Below are 12532 nucleotides of genomic sequence, written 5' to 3' on the forward strand. Positions count from 1 at the left end.
CTTTGACCTTCGGTCATTTCCTTACTCTATAAACAATAAAATCATATGGTAGAATTTCTCGAAAAGTCGGAATCGTAATCAATTGGCTCTTGTGTAACTTGTCTGTCGTTTTTACTTCAACAAACTTAACTTCGGTACCTTTTACTAATATTAAATCAGGCCAGCCACTTCTATATGAGTAAGGATTTTCAGAAAACTTCTTTGCAACAGCAATAAATGTTTCGGTTTCAATTGCGTTAAATAAAGCTTCGCAGCATTCAAACGAAAGGCTAGCATATTCTCTTTGTATGAAAGGTTGGCAAAATATTTCCCTTAAGTTACTTAAATATTTTTTCTTGGGTGTATTTCGAATTGTAGCAACAATGTCACTCACTTTATCTTTATGAATGGTAAGTTGCGCTTCAAGATACCTCGTACAAGCATCTTTCCTATCATTAAACATATTTAGTTCAGCAAGTTTATCTAGCATTAGTGCTTTTAAAACAGTAAGAAAAGTATAACCCTCATTAAATGAGCCAACGTAACCTAAATTCTCGAAATGTTTGAGCAACGCTGGTTCAGGTTTCCCTTCGTAGCTTAAATGAATTTCCTCCAGCGGTAGGGAAAGTTCTTTACATTGTTTATCTAAAGACGTTCGTTTCATTTAAGTTGACACTCCAATATTTGGAAAGTTTTAATCAAAAGCTCAAAGCTTTAAACAATTACAACGCCTTCGTAGCCAACAGAACAATATTTAATATTCCCATTAGGCAGAGTTAACTTTAAACTCTGAGCATCTATAAGTAGACTTTTTAGCTCTGGTAACATTAGAAATTGATCTTTAAGTTTCCCTTTTGAGCACTCACCAGTAAAAAACCTAAACTCTTTTTGGTAACTAAACTTGGTATCTTTAACTGTCAAGGAGCGTTCGGTCGGATTATCAGAATAACGCACTGCGCCATAACTAACCTTCATCCCACTATCCTTTTCAACGAGTTTTGCATATTGTGTAATTTTGTTTGCTGGTAGTAAAACAAAGTAGAGGCCAAATACTTGTTTCATTTGTTCTAACGAATTTTCAAAGCCATTGTGATTCCCTATAATTGCCCAAGACTGCATCCAAGTATCATTTTGCTCAGCAGCAGGATAAATTAGTACACTCTCACATTCATCAAAGTTTATATCAGTGTTACCTAAAAACGAAAACTTTGGTTTATTTTCGCCATATTTTCGGCTCCAGAATAAAACGCACGACTCATTTCTATCACCTCTACCTAGATCTTCACAAGTACGGTAATAGTGAGGTGTCCGAAACAAACTAATCCCATTTAAGAAACTTAAATAGTGTTCTTTCTGGCTAAAGAACTTTATCAATGCAAATGCACTCTGTGAGTTTTTATTGTTCATACATTTTCTAATAATATAGGTGTAGATTAGACGTTTATTATCTAGATGCCTTTGTAATGTGACAATGGTGAGTTATCAAAACTTATTGAATGTCCGCTTTTTGCTCACTTTAGCTGTTAGCAGCCCAAATCTCTGGGGCAGACCCCGAATGCCTTTTTGCAATATTACAATATTCAATGGCTTCCAGTATTTCAGGTGGAAATTCTCTACAAGGCTTATTGTCATCAAAAACCCAATGATAGTAGTTTATTATGATGTTATGCAGTACACGAATACTAAAATACCAGCCACCAACAACAGAAACTCCTAGGATATCTTCATGAAAGAAAAAAGAATAATAGTCCGCCTCTAATCCATTATGTGTTTGCTCGACTTTTCGGTTGTCGGCATTTTTTTTGTCTAGTTCAAAGTGCTTGCTTCCATTGACTAAATCTTTCACAACATCCAGAACTAAAATCATTTCAGAACATAATATTCTTTTATTTCTCTTACTCCTGCTAAGCGCTTTTTTTGGATCACTTTTGGTCCAATCATTGAATAAATGCCATGCAGTTACTAAAAAATTGAAGGCATCATATCCGTTCCAATCTTTTGAAAGCCTCTCCGCATCAAAAATAAGCTTATGGTAAAGATCTTGACTGCACCTCAACCCCAAAGTTGGTCCATCTTTATCTAATAATTTCCTTCCCATTGCCGCCTCGTTAACATATTAACAACATGATGATTAATTCCATTAGTTCAATAGAAACATCATAACCATAATTTAGAGAAGAAGCTAAGGTTGTTGATTGTTGTCCATGTTGAATAGATCAGGTTGACTCAAATCTCATAGTCCGCTACTTGCTCATTTGAAGACATTAATCTTTTCAAATCGTTACGTCAACAATGCGCACTTTGAAGTCGTATTTTGCGCTGAAACATTGTCCCGTTAATACTTCGAGGAATCCGCTAAAAAGAGGTTAGTATGACACTTTATTACTCGACCAAAATTATTGTCGGAGAACATTAAAGTTTGACACTTTTACCTTCTAAAAACCAACTACGGAGTTAAAGCACACAAAGTTTATTTACAATAAATATTAAAACTTATAAATTTACGGGACTGATAAAAAGCACATGTAGGACAATAAAGTTTGATACTTTATACTGTTATTTATCTTTTTGAAGTACCTGCGGGAGGTAATAAACTAAATAAAGCCTAATTTAGTTTATATACACTATGGCGCTAATAAGATGGTCCGCCTCACCTAAACTACACTTAGGTGCAGACTATTAAATGAGGAGAATCATCATGTCTACTATTAACATTCTTGGAATTGATATAGGTAAATTTACATTTCACCTTGTTGGCCACGACTTGTCTGGTCGAGAAGTTTGTCGTAAAAAGTTTAGTCGTCCAAAACTTATTCAATTTCTTTCTACTATCCAGGTAACAACTATTACTATGGAGGCCTGTGGTGGCTGTCATTGGTTAGCAAGGAAGTGCCAAGAGTTTGGGCATAAAAGTACGACTCATACCACCACAGTATGTTAAGCCTTATGTCAAAACAAACAAAAACGATTTCATTGATGCTGACGCCATAGCAGAAGCCGCGACTCGACCAACTATGCGCTTTGTAAGCGTTAAAACTGAATCATCTCAAGTAATATCAGTTATTCAACGCATACGTTCAAGTTATGTAAAAGATAGAACGGCATGCATGTCACGGATTGGAGCAACGTTATTAGAGTTTGGCATGAGCTTCCCTAAGTCTCACGCTAAAATGAAAGTATTATTCCAATGGCTAGCTGAGCATGGCGAGCCAATACCACCGATGTTGCTTTTAGAGTTAAGAGACCACCATGACTACTACTTGAAACTTAATCAACTGATTTTGGCTCAAGAGAAAAAACTCAAAGAAATAGTTGACCATGACGAACGAGCTCAACTACTCAAAACGATCCCAGGAGTGGGAACTCTAACAGCTAGTCGTTGCATATCTGATATAAGTAACGCTGCTGATTTTAAAAATGGAAGGCATTTAGCTGCCTGGCTTGGTTTGGTGCCTCGCCAGTTTTCAACTGGAGGTAAACCAACATTACTCGGTATAAGCAAACGAGGGAATAAAGGCTTACGAGAGTTATTCATTCACGGTGCAAGAGCTGTTCTTGTTAGGCCAGAAAAAGCCGTAGCCGTTTTTGGTAACTGGATATTAGAATTACTATCGAGAAAACATTTTAACGTTGTGGTAATCGCGTTAGCGAACAAACTAGCACGTATCGCATGGTCGGTACTTTCAACCAAACAAGCATTCGAAGTTAGAGTGCAAGCCTGATTTGCAAATGATGATAAAGATGACACAACGGTTAGACCACTGGATTGAAGACCTGTGGGGCGATACAGCAACATAAGTAAGTATGCTTACTCGCTTTTGAGGACAATCTAGCGCGGATCTCATCGTGGAGCTGGGCCTAATATATTGGGTAACCAACAAAGACTCCGAATACATTAGCGCAAACCAACTACGTTATCGATATTATTACTTGCAATATCGAGGCGGACCATACATAACGCCCCCAAACCGAGATAGATAATAGTCCAAATCAATATATTATCAAAACAATTTCAAAGGTAATATGAATCTAATCATTACGAAAATGATATCTGCCGGAAATAAAATGGAAAAGATTAAAGTCCTTATTATTGAAGGTGATGCAGAAATCTCAGGATTAACTGCTATGTATATAGAAAGAGAAGGCTTCGATACTAACGTTATCAATGATGGGCTCGCTGTTATAGCAGCGATAAAAACTATATGGCAGACTTAATTTTATTAGATTTACTGCTCCCTTGTTTATCAGGCATAGATATTTGTAAGTAAGCGAAAGAATTTTAATATAAGCCTATTCTAGTTTTCACTGCCTGTGTTGATGATGTTAGTGAGGTTAGTCTACTTAAATAAGGTGCAGATGACTTTATTATTAAACCTTTAAATCCGCACGTACTAGTGGCTAGAACCCAGGCATTAATGCGTATACTCTCTACACCGGGTATCAAGTGTTATTTGATACCCGGTAATAATCTCAAAAAAGAGTGTTTTCGAGCCAATTTAAACTACATTTTACTATTTATCTTTCCTTAACTCTCTACGCAATAATTTACCTACGGTAGATTTTGGTATTTCATCAATAAAGACTACTTCTTTAGGCACTTTATAAGAGGTTAATCCTTGTCGACAAAATTCGATAACATCTTGCTCAGTCATGTTTGTGAAATCATGAGACTCTTTATCCGTAACAACAAACAGCTTCACTGCTTCGCCAGTTTTCTCATTGTCCACGCCAACACAGGCCGACTCTAATATGCCGGGCATATTCGCTACTTCAGCTTCAATTTCGTTAGGGTAAACATTAAAACCAGAGACATTAATCATATCTTTTTTGCGATCCACAATATGGAAAAATCCTTTATCGTCTAGCATGGCTATATCACCCGTCTTGAAATAACCATCTGCTGTCATACAAGCCGCAGTCGCTTCAGTATTATTCCAATAACCAGACATGATTTGTGGACCTTTAGCGCATAATTCCCCCGTTTGACCTTGCGCAACATCATTACCAAAATCATCACGAATTGAAATATCCGTATTAGGTACTGGAACGCCAATACCCGGCACCTCTTCAGTTTGATCTGCATTACCAAAATTTAACGTTAACACAGGAGAAGTTTCTGATAACCCATAACCTTCTTGCAGTTTGACACCCGTAACGTGTTGCCATTTATCAGCTACCGCTTTTTGCACTGCTGAGCCGCCGCCAATACAAAGTTTTAGGGAAGAAAAATCAACTTTTTCAAAACCGGGAGTATGTAATAAACCGTTGAATAAGGTGTTTACCCCCGTAAACATCGTTGCAGGTGTGTTTTTCCATATTTCTACAAAGCTTGCCATATCACGTGGGTTAGTCACCAAAACATTTTTAGCACCAAAGTAGAAATAACTTAGCGTGTTCGCCATCAAAGCAAAGATGTGATACATCGGAATAGCGGTAATAACAACATCATTACCATAATGAATATTGTTTTTGGTAAACTCTTGATATTGCAATATATTAGCGATTAAGTTGCCATGGCTGAGCATCGCGCCTTTTGATAGCCCCGTTGTACCGCCAGTATACTGGAGGAATAGTAAATCATCTTGGCATAGGGTTGGCTCAGATAGCTCACTATCTTTACCTTGAGTTAAGGCATCAGTGAAACTAATGGTTTGGGTTAAACGTTCATCCACAGGAGCGCACGGTAAACCTTTGTTTGCTAAATCATCTAAGTTAACCGTAATAACATTTTTAACACCAGTATGATCGATAATATCAGCTAGCATTTCAGTTGAAGATGAAAATATGACTATGGTATCAACTTGGGCGTCATTAAGTTGGTGTTTAAGCTCTCGTGGGGTGTACATAGGGTTAACATTTACTTGTACTGCGCCAACACGAATGATGCCCCACATCGCGATTGGAAAACATAACGTGTTTGGACACATAAGTGCGACACGCTCACCTTTAGCAATGTTTAATTTACTCTGTAAGTAAGCTGCAAAATCTCGCGATAGCTCATCTACTTGCTCAAAGGTTAACTCTACGCCAAAATTACTATAGGCGGTTTGATTTTTATATTTATTAATTGTTTTATGAAATAAATCCACCAAAGAAGAATGGCGAGTTAAATCGATATTATGAGATATGTTGTCAGGATAATTTGTAAACCAAGGCTTAGTCATGTGTTTTCCTTAAATGTCTAGTTTATTTCAGTTGTATAATAAATAGAGTAGAACAAGCACTGAAATAAAGCAGTATAATTAGTGTTAAAAAATAAAATAGTGTTGAGTTTATAAACGTTTAACGAATAAATAGTTTATAGACAAGTTGGTGAATCTTTTTGCCAAAGGGAGGGAACAATAATGCTCCCAAACTAATGCGTCCTCGTGAAAGTACCGCTTTACCATGGGAGAAGGTTTTGAAACCCTCACTACCATGATATTGCCCCATGCCAGATGCACCAATACCGCCAAAAGGTAAATCGTCATTAATAACATGAAATGCAGCATCATTAATACATACACCACCAGCATGAGTGTTGAGTAAAATATATTGCTGAAATGCTTTATTAAAACTGCAAATATATAGGGCAAGTGGTCTGGGTTTGCTATTGATATAAGTAATAGCTTCTTCAACTTTCTTATAACCAATAATGGGTAACAACGGGCCAAAAATCTCCTGCTGCATCACGCTCATATCGTCATTGACATTGGTTAGTATTGTTAAGGGCATTTTTCTTGATGAATTATCACCACTATCTGCCGTTAACGGGATTATATTGGCACCTTTTGCTTTGGCATCCGTTAATAAATCATCGATTCGTGCTTTCTGCGACTTATTGATGATGCATGTGCAATCGGTATTATCCTGAGTATTAGGATACATATTTTGATAAGCGTCTTTGAAGGCTTGGGTTAATTCTGCTACTTTATTCTCGGGACAGAAAATGTAATCTGGTGCGACACACGTCTGCCCTGAGTTAAGGGTTTTTCCTAAAATTAATCGACTTACCGCGACTTTTATATCAATATTTTCATCAATAATTGTCGGGGATTTTCCGCCTAATTCTAAGGTGACTGGTACTAAATTTTCAGCAGCGGCTTTCATCACCAATTTGCCGACACCGGTTGAACCGGTGAAGAACAGGTGATCAAAAGCTACACTTGAAAAAGCTGCGGCCATCTCAGCTTCACCACAAACAATAGCAACTTGTTTATGGGAAAAGTGTTTTGCTATTAAATCAGCTAATAAAACATTGGTATGAGGCGTAAATTCGCTCATTTTTATCATGGCGGTATTACCCGCAGCTAATGCCGTAGTTAATGGGCCAAAAGCTAAAAATACAGGGTAATTCCACGGTGCAATAATCCCAACTACTCCTTTAGGTTGAAAAACTACTTTACCTTTTGCAGGTTGAAATAATATACCTATATGCTTTTTTTCAGGCTTCATCCAACCTTTTAATTTTTTTATCGCATAGTTGATTCCCATAACCGAGCTAAGAATATCGCCTAGCCTAGTATCATCTGCACTTCGGTGGCCAAAATCTTTACTCATTGCGTCAATAAAGGCTTCTTGATTATCAATAAGAATCGCCTTCAATTTAGTTAGATCACTAATACGATCTTGATAGCTTGGATAAGTGTTGCTAGCAAAATGGGCTTTTTGTTGTAAAAACGTTTCTGCTAATGCTTCTTGTGATGTAATTTCGATCATTATTTTGTAGTCCGATGAGAGTTAATATTGAATAACCAAGCAATAGCAGGGATAAGTGTAAGTGCACCCAACATGTTAAAAATAAACATAAAGGTGAGTAATATGCCCATATCCGCTTGAAATTTTATTGGTGAAAATACCCAAGTAGCTACGCCTATGGCTAAGGTAATGCCAGTGAAAGCCACGGCTTTACCTGTTTGGTTTAATGCGTAGCGGTATGTCATGTATAAGGATTTTCCTTGACCTAGGGCTTCTTTAACTTTACTGAAAATATAAATGCCATAATCAACTCCAATACCTACTCCTAAGGCAATAACAGGTAAGGTTGCTACTTTTACGCCAATACCTAATATGCCCATTAAACCTTGACTCATAATGCTGGTTAAAATTAATGGCGTGATAATACATATAACGATGCGGCCACTTCTAAAAGTGATTAAACAGATAATGATCACAATAGAGTAAACCCAAATTAACATTTCTGTTTCGGCTTCTTCTATCACCATATTAGTGGCAGATTCTATGCCGGCATTACCCGCAGCCATCAGAAATTCAATACCATCAACTTGGTTTTCATCGTTAAATTTTTCTACGGCCTTGACCACATTTTCAAGAGTTTGTGCTTTATGATCATTAAGGAAAACAAGAACAGGAACCATCGAGCAGTCTTTATTCATCAGTCCTTGTGGTGTTTTAGATAGCGAAGCATTCGTCATTAATTGATTACGATTTAAGCCATACCACTTTAATGAGCCTTCATTCATGCCAAACAGGCCAAATTTTGATACATCTGCGACAGATTTAACTGCTTGAACACCTTCAACATTACGTAACTGCCATTGGAACTGATCGACCCAAACTAACGTTTGATATTGTGCACACTGCTCAACATCAGTTTTCACCATGATGACAAACAAATCTGTACTCGTACTGTAATTATCAACAATGTAGGCGTTATCTAAGTTATAACGTGAATCAGGTCTTAATTCTGGTGCGCCAGCATCTAAGTCGCCAATTTTCATCGATTGTGCAAAGTACAATCCCAGTGCTAAACAACATACCGCCACGAATAAAGCTATTTTTGCGAGTGTTGGTTTAGCGAAATTTTTAAACAAACTTTCAACAATACCTGTTTTGTGCGCTGACTGTTGTGCATATTTTAAGCCTGCTGGTGAAACACCGATGTAACTCATTAAAATAGGTAAAGCGATTAAATTGGTGACAATAATAATAGCGACACCAATACTGGCAGCGATGGCTAATTCACGAATTACTGCTATATCGATGATCATCAAGGTAGTAAAGCCGATTGCATCACTGACTAAAGCGGTTATGCCTGCAATATAAAGTGAGCGAAAAGCCAGTTTGGCAGAGTCGATATTACTCGCGCCGGTTACACTATGATGAATGATGGAATTGATAATTTGTACGCCATGACTCACACCAATGGCAAAGACAAGAAAAGGCACCAACATAGAGTAAGGGTTAATACCAAAACCAAGTAAATTAAGAATGCCTAATTGACAAAATACAGCGAAAATTGAAAAAACTAATACCGATATTGTGCTTCGTAAGCAGCGTGAATAAAGCCAAAGTAAAACAAAGGTAATAACAACAGCTAAAACAAAAAAAGCAACAACTTGCAAAGCGCCATCAATTAAATCACCGACCACTTTGGCAAAGCCAACAATACGTATAGTGACATTATCGCTATTGTATTTGTCTCTAATTTTCTCTTCTAAAATATTAGATAATTCGCGGTAATCTAGTGGTAAACCTGTTTTAGGGTTAATGTCTTGCAGCGGTGCTATTATAATCGCTGATTGGAAGTTATTCGCGACGAGCACGCCAATTTGTCCTGACTTAAAGACATTGGTTTTAACACGTTCAATCATTTCAGCAGAGCCGTCGTAACCATCAGGAATAACAGTACCACCAACAAAACCTTCTTCCGTGACTTCTTGCCAGCGAACATTGGGTGTCCATAATGATTTCAAACCATCGCGACTTACGCCAGGGATATAGAAAACCTCATCGGTTACTTGCTTTAATGTTTGCTGAAAGTCAGCATTAAAAATATCATTTTTTTGGCTATCAGCATTAGTATTTTCCACCACAATACGAATGACATTACCTAAATCAGCAAGCTCTTTTTTGTAGGTTAAAAAATTTGTTACATAAGCGTGAGAGCCGGGGATCATTTTAGTGAAACTAGCTTCAGGTTTCACTTTAACGGCTTGAAGCGTTAACATGGCAATACAGGTCACTATTATTGTCATCATCAATGCACGATGTTTAAAAACAAATTTTTCTATTATTTGCTCTAATGCAGTGGGTGAATGTGAGTTTTTTTTCTTCGACATGAGCTTACTCCTCATCCTTAATTGGCCATTGTGAAATACCGAATTGTCCAGCAAGAATTAGCGAGTTTTCTTTAATTAAAATACTCGAAAGTGCAGCACCTGAGGGATGTTTTTTTATCGCCAATGAAGTTAAATCTTCAGGAGAAAAACTAACAATAACACCACCATGACCAACTAAAAAAGCATCGCCTTGCTTAGAAAAGTTGCCTCCAAGTAAACTGGTATTATTGGGTAGTTTTGTATGTTGCCAATGCTCTCCTCCATCAAGGGATACCATAATATTGCCTTGTAAACCAAAAGCGACAAGTTGTACTTTATTTTTTGTGGAATGGGTATTATCAGTTGAAGGGGTATGTCCGGCAGTGTTAGCAATAATGCCAAACAAACTACCATCATAAGGTAATGCCATTACAGACCATGTTTGACCAAGATCAGTAGAGTGAAACCCAGTGCCATTTTCACCTACAATATAAAGCTGATCATCTGCGGTGGTTATAATTGCATTGAGGTGATAACTATCTGGGTTTTCAAGTTTATCACTGACTAACTGCCACGTTTCACCTTGGTCTTTACTACGCAGTAATATGCCGTAGGCTCCGGTAGCAAATAAGGTATCATTCGACGTACTAGTGACAGATAATAGGGGTTTATTTGGCCCAGATTTTAATTCTACTTGGTTATCATCAATCGTGAAGGTTAAATCTTCACGTTGGTAGGTTAATTCTTCAAGTTCATCTTCATCTTGAGTTTTCAATATAACGCGATCTAAGGATTCTAGTTGCTTGTTCAATTGCGCAATTTTGAACTGTGTTATTTCTGTCCCCGTGAATACTTTACGCCAAGTAGTGCTGCCACTATCAACTTTGAGAATGACACCGTCATGACCAACGGCAATTTTACTGCCATCAGATAATAGTGTGAGATCGGTAATTGCAACACTTACCGGTGATTGTTCCTGCTGCCAGTTAGTACTGTTATGCCAATTGATAATATGTCCACGTTCACCAACAACTAAAATAGCGTTATTGTTTGGCATCATGGCCATCAATACACTTTTATGGGCTAAGGAACTGCTTTTAGAGGGCAATTCTAGTAAATCTGAGGAGCTATTTGCTTGAGCTACAGTAAAAAGTGAACCAAGCAATGCAATGAACAATAGGCTCATTCTGCTAAGGGAGGTGTAAGGTATACGCATAAAAACCTAATAAGTAAAAGTGTGATACTTATTAGTATTGATGAATAAAGTTAGCTTGAGATGTGTTAAACGTGCCAAATGATTATCTTTGCAACACAGCAAATCTTTGGCTCATTTTTTATAGGGCTAAGTAAAAAATTTAACTTTTTTTACCTTGTCGATAATCACCCGGTGTTTGATTTGTCCAACGTTTAAAAGCGCGATTAAAGTTACCAACACTGGAAAAACCGACCAAGTAGCCAATTTCGCTGAGACTTAAGTGTTGTTGTTCAATATAGTCCATTGTTAGCTTTTTACGGGTATTTTCTAAGATTTCTTTATAACTTGTGCCTTGGTCATGCAGTTTTCTTTGTAAGTTACGTAAACTCATGCCGAGATCTTCGGCTATATCCGTTTGTGAGGGAGCACCCAACGGCAACAAGTCAAAAATTTTATTTTTAATAACATGGGTTAAATCATCTTTATCAATCCTTGCCATAAATTCATCAAGCATTTTTTCGTGGCTGTGGGTGATTAAAGGATTGCCACACAATAGTTTTTCTTGTGCTTGTTCAAGGTTAAAAATAATCGCGTTTTTCTCGCAATCAAATTCTATTTCGCAGAGAAAGAAATCTTCGAGGTAGCTGATATCATGAGTGGGTTTCGAACAGGTAAAATAAACCTTTATTGGTGAAAAATTTAACGTCACCAATTCTCGAGCAAAACGTATTAAGGTTGCTAAAAAAGTTTCTACAGCTGAATGTGATAATACTGGGCGATTTGTCCCTTCGTAGGTGACAACATCCATTTCAAAAACTAATTGCTTATTTTTCTCGTAAGTAATCAATTGACATGTATTTGACACTACACGTTTGTAATGAGCAATACGCTCTAAGGCATCTTGCAAGGTGTTTGATGACATCATGGCATAACCAAGCGCATGAAACATACCGGGATGAAATTGTTCGGCTATTAAAATAGAAAAATCATGGCGTGACAATTTTGTATTGCAATATGCTATCAAATCAGAAAATTTTTCCGCAGCAATACGTGATTCTTGATCGGTTACAACATCTTGAGACATATTGCACTCTTTAAGTGCTAATGAAACATCTATTTTCTGAGCTTCCATTGCCTTTGAAATAGGGATCATCCAGCCAATTAATGTTGAGTAATAATCTTCCACTAAGTTTCCTATATTTTTCTATTTTTATTTAGGTCTTTTCCATTTTACGAGTTTTGCACGAAATGACAAGAGGTTGGCACATTTAGCGAAATATTAATCAAATCATTGTCGTAATGTAAGTGTGCAACAAAC

At 37.1% G+C, this 12532-nt stretch carries 9 protein-coding genes and 1 pseudogene; 2 read left to right on the forward strand and 8 right to left on the reverse strand.

Annotation, left to right across the window (positions count from 1 at the left end; translation table 11 throughout):
* Nucleotides 1-13 precede the first annotated feature (13 nt).
* The 3 genes from ABXG98_RS04565 to ABXG98_RS04575 all read right to left on the reverse strand — a co-directional run bounded on the left by ABXG98_RS04565 (nucleotide 14) and on the right by ABXG98_RS04575 (nucleotide 2077).
* Complete coding sequence (locus tag ABXG98_RS04565; RefSeq protein ID WP_353537517.1) at nucleotides 14-643, reverse strand: VRR-NUC domain-containing protein; 630 nt, start codon at nucleotides 641-643, stop codon at nucleotides 14-16.
* Nucleotides 644-693: 50 nt separating this feature from the next.
* The gene (locus ABXG98_RS04570) at nucleotides 694-1386 is read right to left on the reverse strand and encodes a hypothetical protein (RefSeq protein ID WP_353537518.1); all 693 of its coding nucleotides are present in this window, start codon (nucleotides 1384-1386) and stop codon (nucleotides 694-696) included.
* A gap of 109 nt (nucleotides 1387-1495) precedes the next feature.
* A complete protein-coding gene (locus ABXG98_RS04575) occupies nucleotides 1496-2077 on the reverse strand; it encodes a hypothetical protein (protein WP_353537519.1) in 582 nt (193 codons plus the stop codon).
* Between the two features lie 600 nt (nucleotides 2078-2677).
* Between ABXG98_RS04575 and ABXG98_RS04580 the strand changes: the two are divergent.
* Both ABXG98_RS04580 and ABXG98_RS04585 read left to right on the forward strand, forming a co-directional pair.
* Nucleotides 2678-3701, forward strand: a pseudogene (locus ABXG98_RS04580) (IS110 family RNA-guided transposase).
* Between the two features lie 343 nt (nucleotides 3702-4044).
* Nucleotides 4045-4194, forward strand: coding sequence for a response regulator (locus ABXG98_RS04585; RefSeq protein WP_353537520.1), 150 nt, complete (start codon nucleotides 4045-4047; stop codon nucleotides 4192-4194).
* Between the two features lie 296 nt (nucleotides 4195-4490).
* Here the strand turns inward: ABXG98_RS04585 and ABXG98_RS04590 are convergent, their stop codons facing one another.
* From ABXG98_RS04590 to ABXG98_RS04610, 5 genes are all read right to left on the reverse strand, one after another.
* The gene (locus ABXG98_RS04590; protein ID WP_353537521.1) at nucleotides 4491-6143 is read right to left on the reverse strand and encodes an AMP-binding protein; all 1653 of its coding nucleotides are present in this window, start codon (nucleotides 6141-6143) and stop codon (nucleotides 4491-4493) included.
* Nucleotides 6144-6261: 118 nt separating this feature from the next.
* Nucleotides 6262-7677, reverse strand: a complete 1416-nt coding sequence (locus tag ABXG98_RS04595; RefSeq protein ID WP_353537522.1) for a coniferyl aldehyde dehydrogenase — start codon at nucleotides 7675-7677, stop codon at nucleotides 6262-6264.
* The gene (locus ABXG98_RS04600; RefSeq protein ID WP_353537523.1) at nucleotides 7677-10040 is read right to left on the reverse strand and encodes an efflux RND transporter permease subunit; all 2364 of its coding nucleotides are present in this window, start codon (nucleotides 10038-10040) and stop codon (nucleotides 7677-7679) included. The genes ABXG98_RS04595 and ABXG98_RS04600 overlap by 1 nt, the downstream gene beginning before the upstream one ends.
* A 4-nt stretch (nucleotides 10041-10044) precedes the next feature.
* The gene (locus tag ABXG98_RS04605; protein WP_353537524.1) at nucleotides 10045-11235 is read right to left on the reverse strand and encodes a WD40/YVTN/BNR-like repeat-containing protein; all 1191 of its coding nucleotides are present in this window, start codon (nucleotides 11233-11235) and stop codon (nucleotides 10045-10047) included.
* 139 nt (nucleotides 11236-11374) lie between these two features.
* Nucleotides 11375-12400, reverse strand: coding sequence for an AraC family transcriptional regulator (locus ABXG98_RS04610; RefSeq protein WP_353537525.1), 1026 nt, complete (start codon nucleotides 12398-12400; stop codon nucleotides 11375-11377).
* Between the last annotated feature and the right edge of the window lie 132 nt (nucleotides 12401-12532).

It is taken from the genome of Colwellia sp. KU-HH00111, assembly GCF_040362745.1.
Classification (GTDB): domain Bacteria; phylum Pseudomonadota; class Gammaproteobacteria; order Enterobacterales; family Alteromonadaceae; genus Colwellia.

Excerpts from the sequence above, each read along its gene's own strand:
- ABXG98_RS04565 (WP_353537517.1), bottom strand. The coding sequence starts at position 643 with ATGAAACGAACGTCTTTAGATAAACAATGTAAAGAACTTTCCCTACCG.
- ABXG98_RS04570 (WP_353537518.1), bottom strand. The coding sequence starts at position 1,386 with ATGAACAATAAAAACTCACAGAGTGCATTTGCATTGATAAAGTTCTTT.
- ABXG98_RS04575 (WP_353537519.1), bottom strand. The coding sequence starts at position 2,077 with ATGGGAAGGAAATTATTAGATAAAGATGGACCAACTTTGGGGTTGAGG.
- ABXG98_RS04585 (WP_353537520.1), top strand. The coding sequence starts at position 4,045 with ATGGAAAAGATTAAAGTCCTTATTATTGAAGGTGATGCAGAAATCTCA.
- ABXG98_RS04590 (WP_353537521.1), bottom strand. The coding sequence starts at position 6,143 with ATGACTAAGCCTTGGTTTACAAATTATCCTGACAACATATCTCATAAT.
- ABXG98_RS04595 (WP_353537522.1), bottom strand. The coding sequence starts at position 7,677 with ATGATCGAAATTACATCACAAGAAGCATTAGCAGAAACGTTTTTACAA.
- ABXG98_RS04600 (WP_353537523.1), bottom strand. The coding sequence starts at position 10,040 with ATGTCGAAGAAAAAAAACTCACATTCACCCACTGCATTAGAGCAAATA.
- ABXG98_RS04605 (WP_353537524.1), bottom strand. The coding sequence starts at position 11,235 with ATGCGTATACCTTACACCTCCCTTAGCAGAATGAGCCTATTGTTCATT.